At 71.7% G+C, this 17,481-nt stretch carries 12 protein-coding genes; 6 read left to right on the forward strand and 6 right to left on the reverse strand.

Annotated elements, in window-relative coordinates; genetic code table 11:
• The first annotated feature begins 72 nt into the window (after positions 1–72).
• Both GC092_RS11740 and metX read left to right on the forward strand, forming a co-directional pair.
• Positions 73–1,389 (forward strand): bifunctional o-acetylhomoserine/o-acetylserine sulfhydrylase, encoded by a 1,317-nt coding sequence (locus GC092_RS11740; protein ID WP_416383271.1) that lies wholly within the window; start codon positions 73–75, stop codon positions 1,387–1,389.
• Between the two features lie 106 nt (positions 1,390–1,495).
• Positions 1,496–2,701: a homoserine O-acetyltransferase MetX gene (metX, locus tag GC092_RS11745; RefSeq protein ID WP_271172284.1), complete on the forward strand. Its 1,206-nt coding sequence runs from the start codon at positions 1,496–1,498 to the stop codon at positions 2,699–2,701.
• 6 nt (positions 2,702–2,707) lie between these two features.
• Here the strand turns inward: metX and GC092_RS11750 are convergent, their stop codons facing one another.
• From GC092_RS11750 to GC092_RS11770, 5 genes are all read right to left on the reverse strand, one after another.
• Positions 2,708–3,775 carry an L-cysteine desulfhydrase Cds1 gene (locus GC092_RS11750; protein WP_324012085.1) on the reverse strand — a complete coding sequence of 356 codons (1,068 nt, stop codon included), beginning with the start codon at positions 3,773–3,775 and terminating at the stop codon, positions 2,708–2,710.
• Positions 3,776–3,823: 48 nt separating this feature from the next.
• Positions 3,824–5,056: an MFS transporter gene (locus GC092_RS11755; RefSeq protein ID WP_282978263.1), complete on the reverse strand. Its 1,233-nt coding sequence runs from the start codon at positions 5,054–5,056 to the stop codon at positions 3,824–3,826.
• 81 nt (positions 5,057–5,137) lie between these two features.
• On the reverse strand, positions 5,138–5,449 hold the full coding sequence (locus GC092_RS11760; protein WP_271172286.1) for a thiamine-binding protein: 312 nt from the start codon (positions 5,447–5,449) through the stop codon (positions 5,138–5,140).
• Positions 5,450–5,472: 23 nt separating this feature from the next.
• Positions 5,473–6,690 (reverse strand): glycosyltransferase family protein, encoded by a 1,218-nt coding sequence (locus tag GC092_RS11765; RefSeq protein ID WP_324012087.1) that lies wholly within the window; start codon positions 6,688–6,690, stop codon positions 5,473–5,475.
• Positions 6,691–7,484: 794 nt separating this feature from the next.
• A complete protein-coding gene (locus GC092_RS11770; RefSeq protein WP_416383272.1) occupies positions 7,485–8,387 on the reverse strand; it encodes an ADP-dependent NAD(P)H-hydrate dehydratase in 903 nt (300 codons plus the stop codon).
• Positions 8,388–8,445: 58 nt separating this feature from the next.
• On the opposite strand from GC092_RS11770, the gene GC092_RS11775 reads away from it, so the two are divergent.
• From GC092_RS11775 to GC092_RS11785, 3 genes are all read left to right on the forward strand, one after another.
• Complete coding sequence (locus GC092_RS11775) at positions 8,446–9,537, forward strand: NADH:flavin oxidoreductase/NADH oxidase (protein WP_324012090.1); 1,092 nt, start codon at positions 8,446–8,448, stop codon at positions 9,535–9,537.
• 114 nt (positions 9,538–9,651) lie between these two features.
• Entirely contained in the window at positions 9,652–10,977 is a 1,326-nt protein-coding gene (locus tag GC092_RS11780) for a hemolysin family protein (protein WP_324012093.1), read from the forward strand.
• Positions 10,974–12,035, forward strand: a complete 1,062-nt coding sequence (locus GC092_RS11785) for a hemolysin family protein (RefSeq protein ID WP_271172291.1) — start codon at positions 10,974–10,976, stop codon at positions 12,033–12,035. The genes GC092_RS11780 and GC092_RS11785 overlap by 4 nt, the downstream gene beginning before the upstream one ends.
• Before the next feature lie 22 nt (positions 12,036–12,057).
• Here GC092_RS11785 and GC092_RS11790 read toward each other — a convergent pair whose 3' ends face one another.
• A complete protein-coding gene (locus GC092_RS11790; protein WP_324012095.1) occupies positions 12,058–13,524 on the reverse strand; it encodes a GMP reductase in 1,467 nt (488 codons plus the stop codon).
• Between the two features lie 229 nt (positions 13,525–13,753).
• On the opposite strand from GC092_RS11790, the gene GC092_RS11795 reads away from it, so the two are divergent.
• On the forward strand, positions 13,754–17,434 hold the full coding sequence (locus GC092_RS11795) for a multifunctional oxoglutarate decarboxylase/oxoglutarate dehydrogenase thiamine pyrophosphate-binding subunit/dihydrolipoyllysine-residue succinyltransferase subunit (protein WP_324012096.1): 3,681 nt from the start codon (positions 13,754–13,756) through the stop codon (positions 17,432–17,434).
• Positions 17,435–17,481 lie beyond the last annotated feature (47 nt).

The raw sequence follows: 17,481 nt of genomic DNA on the forward strand, positions 1-17,481 counted from the left end.
CTGTCGCAGTCATGCCCGAAGGCGGGCATCCCCGAGCAGATCCCACGACCATCCTTCGAGCAGGAGACACGCATGAGCGAGAACTGGCGCTTCGAGACCACGCAGATCCACGCCGGCGCGCAGCCCGACCCCGTGACCGGGGCCCGCGCGACGCCGATCTACAACACGACCTCGTACGTGTTCCGCGACGCGGACCACGCGAAGAACCTCTTCGCCCTCGCCGAGTTCGGCAACATCTACACGCGCCTGCAGAACCCGACGCAGGATGTCGTCGAGCAGCGCATCGCGGCGCTCGAGGGCGGCACGGGCGCGCTCCTCGTGGCGAGCGGCCAGGCCGCCGAGACCTTCGCCGTGCTCAACATCGCGCAGGCCGGCGACCACATCGTGTCCTCGAGCTCGATCTACGGCGGCACCTACAACCTCTTCAAGTACACGCTCGGCAAGCTGGGCATCGAGGTCACCTTCGTCGAGAACCAGGACGACCCCGAGCAGTGGCGCGCGGCGGTCCGCCCGAACACGAAGCTGTTCTTCGCGGAGACGATCGGCAACCCCGCCATCAACGTCCTCGACATCCGCACGGTCGCCGACATCGCCCACGAGAACGGCGTGCCGCTCATCGTGGACAACACGATCGCGACGCCGTACCTCATCCGCCCGTTCGAGCACGGCGCCGACATCGTCGTGCACTCCGCGACGAAGTTCCTCGGCGGGCACGGCACGGTCCTCGGCGGTGCGATCGTCGACGGCGGCCGCTTCGCGTGGTCGCAGAACGTCGAGAGGTTCCCGGGTCTCACCGAGCCCGACCCGTCGTACCACGGCGCGAGCTACACGACCGCCGTGGGCGACGAGCTCGCGTACATCATCAAGGCGCGCGTGCAGCTGCTGCGCGACCTCGGCTCGGCCATCGCCCCGCAGAGCGCGTGGCAGCTCATCCAGGGCATCGAGACGCTGTCGCTGCGCATCGAGCGCCACGTGCAGAACGCCCAGGAGATCGCGGAGTGGCTCGAGAACCACCCCGACGTCGCGACGGTCAACTACGCGGGTCTCCCGTCGTCGCCCTGGTACGCGAACGCGAACCGCTACGCGCCGAAGGGCGTCGGCGCCGTGCTGTCGTTCGAGCTCAAGGGCGGCGTCGACGCGGGCCGCGCGTTCGTCAACTCGCTGGGCCTGTTCAGCCACCTCGCCAACATCGGCGACGTGCGCTCGCTCGTCATCCACCCCGCATCGACGACGCACTCGCAGCTCACCCCCGAGCAGCAGCTCACGAGCGGCGTGACGCCGGGACTCGTGCGCCTGTCGATCGGCCTCGAGAACGTCGACGACCTCAAGGCCGACCTCGAGCAGGCGCTCGTCGCGGCCCGCGAGACGGCGGCGGCCGCTCGGGCCTGACCCGCGAACACGATGGATGCCCCGGGCGCGCGCCCGGGGCATCCGCCGTATCCGGCGACGCGTAACAGTGGCGGGGGTGCCCCGCAGAGCACGGGAGAATGGACGGATGGACTGGCAGATCTCCGAGGACACGGTGCCGTCTGCTCCCGTCACGGAGGCCGACGCCCGCTCGATGGCCGGCCGTCCGCCCGCGACGGGAGCGTGGCTCGACGGCGATCCCGTGGGGGATCGCCGGTTCGCCGCGTTCGGACCGCTCACGACCGAGAGCGGCGCGGAGCTGCCAGGGTTCCGCCTCGCGTACGAGACGTGGGGCGAGCTGAGCCCCGCCCGCGACAACGCGGTGCTCATCCTGCACGCGCTGACCGGCGACAGCCATGTCCGCGGCCCCGCCGGCCCCGGGCATCCGACCGCGGGATGGTGGGACGCGCTCGTCGGGCCGGGTCTCGCGATCGACACCGACCGGTGGTTCGTCATCGCCCCGAACGTCCTCGGCGGATGTCAGGGCTCGACCGGGCCGGCGAGCATCCACCCCGACGGCGAGGCCTGGGGCTCGCGCTTCCCGTATCTCACCATCCGCGACCAGGTCGCCGCGCAGGTCCGCCTCGCCGACGCCCTGGGCATCGACCGCTGGGCCGCCGTGATCGGCGGCTCGATGGGCGGCATGCACGCGCTCGAATGGGCTGTCGGGCTGCCCGACCGCGTCGAGCGGCTGGCCATCCTCTCCTCGCCCCCGATCAACACGGCCGACCAGATCGCCCTGAACTCCGTGCAGCTCGAGGCGATCGAGATCGATCCCCGGTTCGCGGGCGGCGACTACTACGACGCGGCACCGGGCGAGGGGCCGCACCGCGGTCTCGCGCTCGCCCGTCGGATGGCCCTGCTGAACTACCGCAGCCCCACCGAGCTCAATCAGCGGTTCCAGCGGTCGTGGCAGTCCGACGTCAGCCCCCTCGGCTTCGGCGGCCGCTTCGCGGTGGAGTCGTACCTCGACTTCCACGGCAACAAGTTCACGCGCCGCTTCGACGCGAACACGTACATCCGGCTCGTGGAGGCGATGGACTCGCACGACGTCGGCCGCGGCCGCGGCGGTGTCGAGGAGGCCCTGTCGGAGGTCACCGCGACGACGCTCGTGCTGGGGATCGACAGCGACCGGCTCTTCCCCGTCGACGGGCAGCACCGCATCGCGCGCAGCATCCCGAACACGCTCGACGGGCAGGAGTCGGTGGTGCTGCACAGCGACTTCGGCCACGACGGGTTCCTCATCGAGACCGAGGCCGTCGCCCACCACCTCGGCCGCCTGTTCGCGGCGTAGCGCGGGTCAGTCCCAGACGCCGGTCGCGAGGAAGCGGTCCATCCGCTCGCGGTGCGGCGCGAGGTCGTGCCCCTGCGCGGCGACCCACGCGTCGTCGTGGTACGTGTGGGCGTAGCGCGCGCCGCCGTCGCAGATGAGGGTGACGACGCTGCCCCGCTCCCCCGCCGCGATCATCCGCGCGATGAGCTGGAACGCGCCGACGAGGTTGGTGCCGGTCGACCCGCCCGCCCAGTGCAGCGTGCGCTCCCTGAGGAGGCGGATGGCCGCGAGCGACGCCGCGTCGGGGATCGGGAGCACCTCGTCGATCACTCCCGGCACGAAAGACGGCTCGACGCGCGGGCGCCCGATGCCCTCGATGCGGCTCGGCATGCCCGTCGTGTGGTCGGAGCGCCCGGTGCGCCATCCGCCGTAGTACGCGGAGTTCTCCGGGTCGACGACCGCGATCCGGGTCGGATGGCGGCGGTAGCGCACATAGCGGCCGAACGTCGCGCTCGTGCCGCCGGTTCCCGCGCCCACGACGATCCACGCGGGGACGGGATAGCGCTCGGCGGCGAGCTGCTCGAACACGCTCTCGGCGATGTTGTTGTTGCCGCGCCAGTCGGTCGCGCGCTCGGCGTACGTGAACTGGTCGAGGTAGTACCCGCCGCTCTCCGCCGCGAGGCGCTCGGCCTCGGCGTACATGTCGCCGGGGACGTCGACGAAGTGACAGCGCCCTCCGTAGAACTCAATGAGCTCGATCTTCTCGGGGCTCGTCGCCCGCGGCACGACCGTCACGAAGTCGAGCCCGAGCATGCGCGCGAAGTACGCCTCCGACACGGCGGTCGATCCGCTCGACGCCTCGACGAGCGTCGTCCCCTCGTCGATGCGCCCGTTCACGAGCCCGTAGAGGATGAGCGACCGCGCGAGGCGGTGCTTGAGCGAGCCGGTCGGGTGCACGGACTCGTCCTTGAGGTACAGGTCGATGCCCCACTCCGGCGGAAGCGGGAAGACGTGCAGGTGCGTGTCGGCGCTGCGGTTCGCGTCGGCCTCGAGCAGGCGGATGGCGTCGCGCACCCAGGTGCATCGGTCGGTCACGCCTTCGACCCTACGCGGCGTCCTGCGCCGCGAGCGGATGGCCCGGGCTCAGACCGTGGGGATGGGCGAGGTGCCGGTGTCCTCCGAGGAGAAGGATGCGAGCATCCGCGCGTCGGAGCGCCGTTCGGCTGCGAAGGCGACGAGCGCGATCGCCATCCCGACGAGTGACAGGACGACGCCGACCCACACCGGGGCGACGTATCCCCATCCGGCGGCGATCACGGCGCCGCCGAGCGCCGCTCCGAGGCTGTTGCCGACATTGAGCGCCGAGTGGTTGAGGGCGGCGCCGATCGCCTGGTGATCGCGCGCGACATCGAGCAGGCGCAGCTGCACGGTCGGCGTGGCGGTCGCCGAGACGGTCGCGAAGACGAACAGGCCGATGACGAGCGCGACGGTGAGGTGGGCGACGACGCCGACGAGGGCCGACGCGCCGGCGAGCGCGAGCAGACCGTAGACGAGGGTGCGGCGCACGCTGATGTCGGCGAGCAGGCCGCCGAGCAGGTTGCCGATCGTCATGCCGAGCCCGATGGCGACGAGCGCGATCGACACGACCCACTCCTCCGCCCCGGCGACCTCGGTCACGAGGGTCGCGACGTAGCTGTACACCGCGAAGAACGCGCCGAAGCCGATCGACCCGATCGCGACCGTGAGCCAGACCTGGGGGATGCGGAAGATGCCGAGCTCGTGGCGGACCGTGCGACCCGCGTCGCCGGGCTGCGCAGGCACGAAGAAGGCGATCATGAGCAGGGCGAGCAGGAAGACCGCCCCGACGACGACGTAGGCGGCGCGCCATCCGAGCTGCTGACCGAGGAGCGTGCCGCCGGGCACGCCGACCACGTTGGCGATCATGAGGCCGCTCATGACGATCGAGATCGCGCGGCCGCGCTTCTCGGGGCCGAACAGGTCGGCCGCGACGACGGCGGCCATGCCGAAGTAGGCGCCGTGCGGCAGACCCGACAGGAAGCGCGAGAGGCCGACGAGCTCGAACGTCGGCATGATGACGGTGAGCGCGTTGAAGACGAGGAGCGCGAGGGCGAGGGCGATGAGCACGCGGTGCCGCGGGAACCGCGACACGAACGCCGCGATCGTCGGCGCTCCGATGACGACGCCGAGCGCGTAGAGGCTGATCAGCACGCCTGCCTGCGCGACGGCGTCCTCGGGGCTCGCGGCGTGGACGGCCGGCAGGAGGTCGCCCGCGATGCGCGGGAGGAGGCCCATCGAGACGAACTCGGTCATGCCGATGCCGAAGGCGCCGATGGCGAGCGAGAGGAGCGCCCACATCGCCGCACCCCTCGACGTGGTGGTCGAGGTGGTCACCAGGAGAGTCTACGGGCCGTGCGCGGCGCCGCTCTCACGGAAGCCTCAGTCCAGGTCGCCGATCGCACGCTCGAGGCGCTCGATCTTGCCGTCGATCTCGCCGTGGTAGCCCGGGCGGATGTCGGCCTTCAGCACGAGGGAGACGCGGGAGCCGAACGGCATGACGGCCTCGGTCGCGCGGCGCACGACATCCATCACCTCGTCCCAGGTCTCGCCCTCGATCTCGGTGAACATCGACGTCGTGCGGTGCGCGAGGCCCGATTCGCGGACGACCTTGACGGCCGCGGCGACCGCGTCGTGCACGGAGCCGTCGGCGCTGCCGTCTCCCGAGGGAGCGACGGAGAAGGCGACGAGCATGGGATTCCCCTTTCGAAGGACGGTCAGGACTCCGCGAGCGCGACGGCGCGCGAGCGGACGCGGACGGGCACGCGCGCCACGCGCGCGACCGCCCAGACGAGGAGGACGACGAGCAGTGCGTTGCGCGCCGTCAGGACCGACACGGCGAACGGCTCGGCGAGCATGACCCCCATGTAGAGGAGGGGGTACACGAGCTGGGTGAGGAGCGCGCAGGCCAGCGCGAGGAGAGCCGGCCCCCGAGCACGTCGCCGATCGACGACGAGCCACAGCGCGATCGGCGCGATGAGCCAGTCGTGGAACTGAGGGGAGCCGACCTTGTTGAACACCATGAACGCGAGAACGAGCGCCAGCGCGAGCGGCGGCACGAGCGAGCGGTACGCGGCGCCCCGGCGCGCCTGGACGACGCCGAGCACCGCGATCGCGGCGACCGCGGCACCGAGCAGCGGGGTCATCGCGGCGATGACGGCATCGACCTGCGGTCCCGTCACCTGGAACGTGAGGATGTCGCGGTCGTAGAAGATCCACCAGTCCGGGATGTGCAGCGCGGCGCCCCAGAGGTAGAACGTGCTCACGGGCGCCTCGAGCTGCAGGCCGCGCCCCGTCTGCATCGTGACGAATCCGAGCAGGTGGGCCGCTCCCCCGCTCACCACGACGACCGCGACGACGAGGGCGGAGGCGACGGCGGCGCCGACGAGCACGGCACCTCGACGGCGCATCGCGACCACGGCCGTCGCCACGAGCGCAGCCGGCCACACCTTGATCCAGGCGGCGGCTGTGAGGAGGGCGGAGGCGACGGTCGGCCGCGTCGCGAGGAGGAGCAGCCCGACGATCGCGATCGGCACCGTGATCGCGTCGAGCCGGAACATCCCGACCGGCCCGAGGAGGAGCGCGAAGCCGAGCCAGAACCACGCGGCCGTGCGGCGACCGCGCGATCGTCCGTCTCCGACGAGGAGCCAGAAGGCGACCGCGTCGCACAGCGTGACGAGGATCGCCCACGCGAGGTCGTATCCGCCGATCCCGGCGAGCGCGTGTGCGAGCAGCATCGGCGCGAGGGCCAGCTGCGGGTAGACCCACGCCTCGGTGACGCCGACGATGCCGTCGCCGGCGAGGGCGCGCGCCGACCACGGCTCGTACACGAGGTGGACGTCGCCCATCGGCTGGTTGGGCATCCACCACCCGGCCGCCGCGACCCAGACGTGCACGAGCGTGAACGCGATCCACAGCAGCATCCGCCTCGGCACGCCCCCATCCTACGGACCGCCCCTCCGGCCATCCGCCCCCGTGCATGTCTCGAAAGACACGGATTCGGCGTGCCAATCCCTACCCGGGTGAGACATGCCGGGTCGGGCCTTGGCGCGTGGCCTTGGCGCATGTCTCGAAAAGGCACGGTTTCGGCGTGCCAATCCCCACCCGGGTGAGACATGCCGGCCCGGGCCCGGTCGCATGTCTCGAAAAGGCACCCTTTCGGCGCGCCAATCCCTACCCGGGTGAGACATGCCGACCCGGGCCCGGTCGCATGTCTCGAAAAGGCACCCTTACGGCGTGCCAATCCCCACCCAGGTGAGACATGCCGGCCCGGGCCCGGTCGCATGTCTCGAAAAGGCACCCTTTCGGGGTGCCTATCCCTACCCGGGTGAGACATGCCTGCCCGGGCCCCGCCGCGTGTCTCGAAAAAGCACGGTTTCGGCGTGCCAATCCCTGCCGAGGTGAGACATGCGCCGTCGGGCCCCGCCGCGTGTCTCGAAAAAGCACGGTTTCGGCGTGCCAATCCCTGCACCGGTGAGACATGCTGGCCCGGGCCCGGTTGCGTGTCTCGAAAAGGCACGGTTTCAGCGTGCCAATCCCTACCCGGGTGAGACATGCCGGCCCGGGCCCGGTCGCATGTCTCGAAAAGGCACGGTTTCAGCGCGCCAATCCCTACCCGGGTGAGACATGCTGGCTCCGCCCGGCCGCCCCGCCCCGGCCGCCGCCCGGCCGCCACCCCGCCCCAGCCCCCGCATCAGCCCGAACCGCCCACGAACACGCCCGCGCTGACTCAGGCGGCGAGCGCGGCGGCGAAGGCGGCCGGAAGCGCCTCGGCCACGTCGATCGCGGCGATCGGATGGCCGCGGCCGGAGGCGATGCGTCCGGCGGTCCCATGGAGCCAGGCAGCGGTCGCGGCGATCGGGCCGAGCTCCTCGACGTCGAGCTCGCGCCCCGCGACGCGGGCGGCCGCCGCTGCTCCCGCGAGCAGAGCGCCCGCCGCTCCGGCCAGGACGTCGCCCGTGCCCGCCGACGCGAGCCAGGGCGTGCCGGAGCGGACGACCGTCCACCAGCCTCCCGGCGTCGCCACGATCGTCGCGGCGCCCTTGAGGAGCACGACGCCGCCGAGCGCGACCGCGGTCTCGCGGACCACGAGCACGCGCTCTCGGAACGGGCCGCTCAGGCGCGGGGCGAGCGGATCCTCCTCGACGTCGTCGATGCCGAAGCCGAGCGGAATGCGCACCTCGCGCAGCTCCCCCCCGTGCGGCGTCACGATGAGCGGGCCCGTGGCCTCCGCGGCGAGGTCGAGCGCCCCCGCGTCGACGACGACGGGCAGCGGCCGGTCGCGCAGGATGCCGCGCAGCAGCCGCGTCTCATCCTCGCCGCGTCCGCGCGCGTCCACACCGGAGCCGATGACCCAGGCGTCGGCGCGCCCCGCGCCGAGCACGGTCTCGGGTCGACGCTGCAGCACGAGACCCGCGACGTCCTCGGGGCCGTCCCACCGGACCATCCCGACGCCCGCGCGCCACGCGCCCTCCGTCGAGAGCACCGCCGCGCCCGGGTACGCGAGCGACCCCGTGCGCAGGGCGACGACGCCTCGGGAATACTTGTGGTCGTCTGCGGTTGGCACTCGCAGGACGCGAACCGCGTCCTGGGCGGTCCACTCATCCGAGTGCCATGCGTGTCCTCCCGGCATGCCGCCACCCTACTCGCGCTGTGCGCGGCGCCGACGAGCGCCGCCGGATCGGAGCACTGTGAGCCAGCTGTTCAGCCCCCTGACCGTCCGCGAGACGACGTTCCGCAACCGCCTGTGGGTGTCGCCGATGTGCATGTACAGCGCCGAGGACGGCGTCGTGAACGACTGGCACCACGTGCACCTCGCGCAGTTCGCATCGGGCGGCGCGGGCCTGGTCATGAGCGAGGCCGCGGCCGTCTCGCCCGAGGGCCGGATCTCGCCGCGCGACGCGGGCATCTGGAACGACGCCCAGCGCGACGCGTGGGCCGAGGTCGTCGCCGCGATCCACGCGCGCGGCGCGCTCGCGGCCGTGCAGCTCGCGCACGCGGGTCGCAAGGGCTCGACCTGGTGGCCGTTCGCCGACGCAGAGGGCAGCGTTCCGATCGAGGAGGGCGGATGGCCCACGGTCGCCCCGTCTCCGGTCGCGTTCGACGGCTACGCGGTCCCGCAGGAGCTCGACGAGGCGGGCATCGCGCAGGTGATCTCGGACTTCCGCGCCGCCGCCCGGCGCGCCCTCGATGCCGGCTTCGACGTCGTCGAGGTGCACGCGGCGCACGGCTACCTCCTGCACGAGTTCCTCTCGCCGCTGTCGAATCAGCGCACGGACGGATGGGGCGGCTCGCCGGAGGCCCGGGCACGGCTCCTGCTCGAGGTCGTCCGCGCCGTGCGCGCCGAGGTGGGCGACGGCGTGCCCGTCTTCGTGCGCTTCTCCGCGACGGACTGGGCCCCGGGCGGGCTCGAGGTCGAGGACGTCGCGACCGCGGCGACCTGGGCGCACGAGGCCGGCGCCGACCTCTTCGACATCTCCACCGGGGGTCTCGTGCGCCACCAGCGCATCGAGCCGGGACCGGGCTACCAGGTTCCGCACGCCGCGCGCATCCGCGAGCTCACGGGCCTCCCCACGGCAGCCGTGGGGATCATCACGTCGGGAGAGCAGGCCGAGGAGGTGCTCGCCGAAGGCGCAGCCGACGCCGTCTTCGCGGGCCGCGAGTTCCTGCGGGATCCGCACTTCGCGCTCCGTGCGGCGGCCGAGCTCGGCGAGCCGGCCGACGCGCTGTGGCCGCCGCAGTACCTGCGCGCGCACCGCGAGCGCGTGGCGGCACGACGCTGAGCGAGACGCGCGTCCAGAGGCGTGCCGTATCATGAGCGGCACGATGGACGACCCTCCGAGTTACAGACGATCGCCCCACTGCCCGCCCTCCGAGCCCCTCGGAGGTGACGAATGATGGATTACGTCTTCCTGGGCGTGGGGCTCATCCTGACGATCGGAACCGGTCTGTTCGTCGCGAGCGAGTTCGCGCTCGTGAACCTCGACCGCGCCGAGCTCGAGGCGCGCCAGTCGCGCGGCGAGAGCCGCCTGTCGCTCACGATCCGCGCGCTGCGGCACACCTCGACGCACCTGTCGAGCGCCCAGCTCGGCATCACGCTGACGACCCTGCTCACGGGCTACACGCTCGAGCCCGCGTTCTCGAACCTGCTGCGGCCGGTCCTCCTCGGCTGGGGCGTCGCCGAGCCGGCCGTCGCGCCCATCGCGACCGTCGTGGCGATGGCCGTCGCGACCATCCTCTCGATGATCCTGGGCGAGCTCGTGCCGAAGAACTTCGCGCTCGCGCTGCCGCTGGCCACGGCCAAGGTGGTCGCGCCGTTCCAGATCGCGTTCACCGCGGTCTTCCGGCCCGTGATCGCCCTGCTGAACGGCAGCGCCAACGCCGTGCTGCGGGCGATGGGCATCGAGCCCAAGGAGGAGCTCTCGGGCGCCCGCTCGGCCGAGGAGCTCTCGAGCCTCGTGCGGCGCTCCGCTCTCGCGGGCGTCCTCGAGGAGGACACCGCGACCCTGCTCGACCGGAGCCTCACGTTCGCGCGACTCAGCGCGGGCGACGTCATGACGCCGCGGCCGCGCGTCCACGCGGTCGCGGCCGGCGACTCCGCCGACGAGGTGATCCAGCTCGCGCGGCAGACCGGGCACAGCCGGTTCCCCGTGTACGACGAGTCGATGGACGACATCGTCGGCATCGTGCACCTCAAGGCCGCGGTCAGCGTTCCGCGCGAGCGGCGAGGCGACGTGCCGGCGGCCGCCCTCGCGAACGAGCCGCTGCGCGTTCCCGAGACCGTGCACCTCGACGCCCTCATCGCCGAGCTCCGGGTCGGCGGCTACCAGATGGCCGTCGTCGTCGACGAGTACGGCGGCACGGCCGGCGTCGTGACCCTCGAGGACCTCGTCGAGGAGATCGTCGGCGAGGTGTCCGACGAGCACGACCGCCGCCCCGCGGGGGTCGTGCGCCACCGCGACTCGGTGACCTTCCCCGGTCAGCTCCGTCCCGACGAGCTGCGCGACCGCGCGGCCGTCGAGGTGCCGGAGGACGACGCGTACGACACGGTCGGCGGATTCATCATGAGCGTGCTCGAGCGCGTGCCCGTCGTCGGAGACGCCGTGCGCGTCGACGACGGCACGCTCACCGTGGAGCGGATGGACGGGCGCCGCGTCGACCGCGTGCGCTTCACCCCCGACCCGCTCCCCGAGGGCGCTGAGGACGAGGAGGGCCGGCGATGAGCGACTGGGCCGGACTGGCATGGCTCGTGGTGCTGCTGCTCGCGAACGCCTTCTTCGTCGGCGCCGAGTTCGCCGTCATCTCGGCGCGGCGCTCGCAGATCGAGCCGCTCGCCGAGAAGGGCTCGCGCGCGGCGCGCACCGCGCTGTTCGCGATGGAGCACGCGACGCTCATGCTCGCGACCTCGCAGCTGGGCATCACGATCTGCTCGCTTCTCATCCTGAACGTCTCGGAGCCGGCGCTGCACCACCTCCTCGCGGTGCCGCTCGGGCTCACCGGGATGGCCGAGGCGGCCGTCGACACGATCGCGTTCGTGATCGCGCTCGTGTTCGTCTCCTACCTGCACGTCGTGTTCGGCGAGATGGTCGCCAAGAACATCGCGTTCTCGGTTCCCGACCGCGCCGTGCTCCTGCTCGCGCCGCCGCTCGTGTGGGTGTCGAAGGTCTTCCACCCCGTGATCTGGGCCCTGAACTGGCTCGCGAACGCGGTGCTGCGCCTCTTCGGCGTCGAGCCGAAGAACGAGGCCGCATCGACCTTCACCCTCGACGAGGTCGCCACGATCGTCGCGCAGTCGCGCCGCGAGGGCGTCCTCGACGACACCGCCGGCACGGTCGCGGCCGCGGTGGAGTTCACCGACAAGAAGGCGAAGGATGTCGCGGTGCCGCTCGCGCGGATCGTGACGCTTCCCGAGCAGGTCACGCCCGACGAGGTCGAGCGCGCGGTGGCGAAGCACGGCTACTCGCGGTACGTGATCGTCGACGACGCGGGCGATCCGGTCGGATACGTCCACCTCAAGGACATCCTCCGCGCCGCGAACGGCGACGACCCGGATGAGAAGGCCGCGCGGCCCATCCCGCCCAAGCGGATCCACGCGATGGTGCCGGTTCAGGAGACGACCGACCTCGAGGACGCGCTCGCGATCATGCGCCGCGCCGGGCGCCACCTGGCCCGGGTGCGCGACGCCGAGGGCACGACGACAGCCGTGCTCTTCCTCGAGGACATCATCGAGGAGCTCGTGGGCGAGGTCCACGACGCGACCGAGCGCTCCCGCCGGCGCTGACGCGACGCCCCGGCGCTCCCCGTCACCAGCTGACGGGGAGCGCCTTCCCCTCCTCGTAGCCCGCCGCGGACTGCAGGCCGACGCGGGCGCGGTCGTGGAACTCCGCTACGGTCGCGGCACCCGCATACGTGAACGACGAGCGCACGCCCGAGGTGATCATGTCGACGAGGTCCTCCACGCTCGGGCGGAGCGGGTCGAGGTAGATGCGCGACGACGAGATCCCCTCGGCGAACAGCTCCTTGCGTGCACGCTCGTAGGCGTCGAGTCGGCCGAAGCGCTCCTGCACGGCCTTCGTCGAGGCCATCCCCCACGACTCCTTGAAGATGCGGCCGTCGGCGTCCGTCTGCAGCGAGCCCGGCGCCTCGATGGTGCCGGCGAACCACGAGCCGATCATGACGCTCGCGGCGCCCGCCGCGAGCGCGAGCGCGACGTCGCGCGGGTAGCGGACGCCGCCATCCGCCCACACGTGCGCGCCGAGGTCGCGCGCGGCCTCGGCCGTCTCGAGCACGGCCGAGAACTGGGGCCGCCCGACGGCGGTCATCATGCGGGTCGTGCACATCGCGCCGGGGCCCACGCCGACCTTGAGGATCGACGCGCCGGCCGCCACGAGGTCGCGGACGCCGTCGGCCGTGACGATGTTGCCGGCCACGACCGGGATGCCGAGGCCGAGGCCCGCGACGACGCCGAGCGCGCGCAGCATCCCCTCCTGATGCCCGTGCGCGGTGTCCACCACGAGCACGTCGACGCCCGCCGCCGCGAGCGCCCGGGCCTTCGCCTCGACGTCGCCGTTGATGCCGATCGCCGCGGCGACGACGAGGCGGCCGCCGGCGTCGACCGCGGGGCGGTAGAGCGTCGACCGGAGGGCGCTGCGGCGCGTCGCGGTGCCCACGAGCCGGCCCTTGCGCACGACCGTCATCATCTCGACATCGGCGTCCACGAGCAGGTCGAACGCATGCCGTGCGTCGGTGACGTCGTCGGCGTCGATCGACGGCACGGGACCGCGCACGAGGTCGCCGAGCGCGGCGTCGGGAAGCGCGGTCGCGAGCCGAGACGCCGGCAGCATGCCGCGGATGTCGGACACGTGCGGGAGCTCGCCATCCGCTCCCTCGCCGCGACCGACGACGATGCCGTGCCCCTCGAGCGGCGGCAGCACGCGACGCGCCTCCTCGACCGTCGTCTCCGGCGCGAGGATGAGCGGCGTGTCCCAGTGCACCGGCTGCCGCTTCACCCAGCGGATGGCCGCATCGAGGGCCTGAAGGGGCATGTCCTGCGGGAGCACGCCGAGCCCGCCGCGGCGTGCGAGGGCCGCCGCGAGCCGCGGGCCCGTCACGGAGTTCATGTTGCTCGACACGAGGGGGATGGTCGCGGTCGTGCCGTCACCCGGCGCGAGGTCGACCTGGAGGCGGCTCGTGATCGCCGATCTGCGCGGCGCGAGGAAGACGTCCGAGTAGGTGAGATCGACCGTCGGGGGCTCGCCGATGAATTCCATGTCGCCCACGGTAGCGCCGCCCTGTCGGAACGCGGCGGCGCGCGACTGTGCGTGCCATCAGAGCGCGTCGCCTCAGGGCGTTCCGCGCGGCGAGTGGGCTAGGCTGGATGCCTGAACGCACGCGCATCGTCCCGGTGCGAAGAGACCGCCTCGGGAGGTCCGGTTCGGGGGTTTTCCGCATCGGAGCATGCGTGCCATCGATTCAGGGACGAAAGTGGGCGATCCTGCCGTGTCAAGCCGTGTGACGGGCGTCGGTACCTCGAGCGAAGACGAGTTCGGTGCCAACGAGTGGCTCGTCGAAGAGCTCTATGAGCAGTTCAAGGTCGACCGCAACGCGGTCGACAGGGAATGGTGGCCGATCCTCGAGGCGTACGGCGCAGGCGCCGGCGCGCCCGCGGCTCCGGCTGCTCCGACCGCGACGCCCTCGGGCGGCCCCGCGCATCCGCCGACGGCGCCGATCCCCGTCGTCGGGCAGCAGCCGGTCGCGCGCACGACGGCGCGACCCGCGGCGCCCGCGCCCATCCCGGCCGACCAGCCGGTCTCGAAGCCCGCGAACGGCGACGACCAGCGCGAGGCCGAGGAGGACAGGGTCACCGTCCTCAAGGGCATGACCAAGACGCTCGCGAAGAACATGGACGAGTCGCTGACCGTCCCGACCGCGACGAGCGTGCGGACCATCCCCGCGAAGCTGATGATCGACAACCGGATCGTCATCAACAACCACATGGCGCGTGCACGCGGCGGCAAGGTGAGCTTCACGCACCTCATCGGGTGGGCGCTCATCCGCGCGCTCAAGGAGTTCCCGAGCCAGAACGTCTTCTACGCCGAGATCGACGGCAAGCCGTCGGTCGTCGCCCCCGCGCACATCAACCTGGGCATCGCGATCGACCTGCCCAAGCCCGACGGCTCCCGCGCCCTCATGGTACCGAGCATCAAGAAGGCCGACACGCTGACCTTCAACGAGTACCTCGCCGCCTACGAGGACCTCGTCAAGCGCGCTCGCGCGAACAAGCTCACCGCGGCCGACTTCGCGGGCACGACGATCTCGCTTACGAACCCCGGCGGCATCGGCACCGTCCACTCGGTGCCCCGCCTCATGAAGGGCCAGGGCTGCATCATCGGCGCGGGCGCCCTCGAGTACCCGGCCGAGTTCCAGGGCGCGAGCCCGAAGACGCTCAACGAGCTCGCTATCGGCAAGACGATCACCCTCACGAGCACCTACGACCACCGGGTCATCCAGGGCGCCGGGTCGGGCGAGTTCCTCAAGAAGGTGCACGAGCTGCTGCTCGGCGAGCGCGACTTCTACGAGGAGATCTTCGCGGCCCTGCGCATCCCCTACGCGCCGATCCACTGGAACCCCGACGTCGCCGTCGACCTCTCCGAGCGCATCGACAAGACCGCGCGCGTGCAGGAGATCATCAACTCCTACCGCGTGCGCGGCCACCTCATGGCCGACGTCGACCCGCTCGAGTACGTCCAGCGCGAGCACCACGACCTCGACATCGAGTCGCACGGGCTGTCGTTCTGGGATCTCGACCGCGAGTTCGTCACGAACGGCTTCGGCGGCAAGCGCCAGATGAAGCTGCGCGACGTGCTCGGCGTGCTGCGCGACACCTACTGCCGCACCGTCGGCATCGAGTACATGCACATCGCCGACCACGAGCAGCGCGAGTGGTTCCAGCAGAAGCTCGAGGTCAAGTACGTCAAGCCGGACCACGACGAGCAGCTGCGCATCCTCCGCAAGCTCAACGAGGCCGAGGCGTTCGAGACCTTCCTCCAGACGAAGTACGTCGGCCAGAAGCGCTTCTCGCTCGAGGGCGGCGAGTCGCTCATCCCGCTCCTCGACCGCATCCTGCAGGGCGCGGCCGACGGCGGGCTCGAGGGCGCCGCGATCGGCATGCCGCACCGCGGCCGCCTCAACGTGCTGACGAACATCGCCGGCAAGGCGTACGGCGAGGTCTTCCAGGAGTTCGAGGGCGCCCTGCCCGGCAACAAGCGCGGCTCGGGCGACGTCAAGTACCACCTCGGCACCCAGGGCACCTTCACGTCGGACGGCGGCTCCTCGCTCGAGGTGCTCCTCGCCGCGAACCCGTCGCACCTCGAGACCGTCGACGGCGTGCTCGAGGGCATCGCGCGCGCCAAGCAGGACCGCGGCCCGATCGCGTCGTTCTCGTGGCTGCCCGTCCTCATCCACGGCGACGCGGCCTTCGCGGGCCAGGGCGTCGTCGTCGAGACCCTTCAGATGTCGCAGCTGCGCGGCTACCGGACCGGCGGCACGGTGCACATCATCGTGAACAACCAGGTCGGCTTCACCACGCTGCCGCAGGACTCTCGGACCTCGTACTACGCGAGCGACGCGGCCAAGACCATCCAGGCGCCGATCCTCCACGTGAACGGCGACGACCCGGAAGCGGTCGTGCGCGCCGCGGAGCTCGCCTTCGAGTACCGCGAGCGCTTCCACCGCGACATCGTCATCGACCTCGTCTGCTACCGCCGCCGCGGTCACAACGAGGGCGACGACCCGTCGATGACGCAGCCGCTCATGACCGACCTCATCGAGGCGAAGCGCTCCGTGCGCCGCCTGTACACCGAGGCCCTCGTCGGCCGCGGCGACATCACCGAGGAGGAGTACGAGCAGGCGAAGGCCGACTTCCAGAACCGCCTCGAGGTCGCGTTCGCCGAGACGCACGCGGTCGAGACGGGGGCGAACCCCGTCGTCACGCCCGAGGTCGAGCAGGACCCGGTCGTCGGGGAGCCCGACGTCACCGGCGTCCCGGTCGAGGTGATCCACCAGATCGGCGATGCGCACGCGAACAAGCCCGAGGGCTTCACGGTGCATCAGAAGCTGCAGCAGCTGCTCGACAAGCGCGTGCAGATGAGCCGCGAGGGCAAGATCGACTGGGCGTTCGGCGAGCTCCTCGCGTTCGGATCGCTCCTGCTCGAGGGCACGAACGTCCGCCTCGCGGGCCAGGACTCGCGTCGCGGCACGTTCGTGCAGCGCCACGCGGCGTTCCACGACCGCGTGAACGGCCAGGAGTGGCTGCCGCTCGTCAACCTCTCGGAGAGCCAGGGCCGCTTCTGGGTGTACGACTCGCTCCTCAGCGAGTACGCGGCGCTCGCGTACGAGTACGGCTACTCGGTCGAGGCCGAGGAGGCGCTCGTTCTCTGGGAGGCGCAGTTCGGCGACTTCGTCAACGGCGCGCAGTCGGTGATCGACGAGTACGTCTCGTCGGCCGAGCAGAAGTGGGGCCAGGAGTCGGGTGTCGTGCTCCTCCTCCCCCACGGGTACGAGGGCCAGGGCCCCGACCACTCGTCGGCGCGCATCGAGCGCTTCCTGCAGCTGTGCGCGCAGGACAACATGACGGTCGCGCGTCCGTCGACGCCCGCGTCGTACTTCCACCTCCTCCGCCGACAGGCGTACGCGCGGCCGCGCAAGCCGCTCATCGTCTTCACGCCGAAGGCCATGCTGCGTCTGCGCGGGGCGACGAGCGAGATCCAGGACTTCACGCAGGGCCGCTTCCAGCCGGTTCTCGCCGACGACCGCCCGATCGACAAGGCGGGCGTCACGAAGGTGCTCCTGCACTCGGGCAAGATCCACTGGGATCTCCGCGGCGAGCTCGAGAAGAACCCCAACCCGTCGATCGCGCTCGTGCGCCTCGAGCAGTTCTACCCGGCGCCCGTCGAGGCGCTGCAGGCCGTGCTCGCGGAGTACCCGAACGCGGAGATCGTCTGGGTCCAGGACGAGCCCGAGAACCAGGGCGCGTGGGCGTTCATCTCGCTCGAGGTCGCCGGCCGTCTCGGCCGCACGATCTCGGTCGTCTCGCGCCCGGCTGCCGCCGCGCCGTCGACCGGGTCCTCGAAGATCCACGCGGTCGAGCAGGCCGAGCTGATGGGCCGCGCGCTGGCCTGATCCGCACGATGAAGCGGCCGGTCATCCCTCGGGATGGCCGGCCGCTT

It is taken from the genome of Microbacterium sp. JZ37 (assembly GCF_035188445.1).
Taxonomy (GTDB): Bacteria; Actinomycetota; Actinomycetes; order Actinomycetales; family Microbacteriaceae; genus Microbacterium; species Microbacterium barkeri.

Excerpts from the sequence above, each read along its gene's own strand:
- GC092_RS11740 (WP_416383271.1), top strand. The coding sequence starts at position 73 with ATGAGCGAGAACTGGCGCTTCGAGACCACGCAGATCCACGCCGGCGCG.
- metX (WP_271172284.1), top strand. The coding sequence starts at position 1,496 with ATGGACTGGCAGATCTCCGAGGACACGGTGCCGTCTGCTCCCGTCACG.
- GC092_RS11755 (WP_282978263.1), bottom strand. The coding sequence starts at position 5,056 with ATGTGGGCGCTCCTCTCGCTCGCCATCGGCGCCTTCGGCATCGGCATG.
- GC092_RS11760 (WP_271172286.1), bottom strand. The coding sequence starts at position 5,449 with ATGCTCGTCGCCTTCTCCGTCGCTCCCTCGGGAGACGGCAGCGCCGAC.
- GC092_RS11770 (WP_416383272.1), bottom strand. The coding sequence starts at position 8,387 with ATGCCGGGAGGACACGCATGGCACTCGGATGAGTGGACCGCCCAGGAC.
- GC092_RS11780 (WP_324012093.1), top strand. The coding sequence starts at position 9,652 with ATGGATTACGTCTTCCTGGGCGTGGGGCTCATCCTGACGATCGGAACC.
- GC092_RS11785 (WP_271172291.1), top strand. The coding sequence starts at position 10,974 with ATGAGCGACTGGGCCGGACTGGCATGGCTCGTGGTGCTGCTGCTCGCG.
- GC092_RS11790 (WP_324012095.1), bottom strand. The coding sequence starts at position 13,524 with ATGGAATTCATCGGCGAGCCCCCGACGGTCGATCTCACCTACTCGGAC.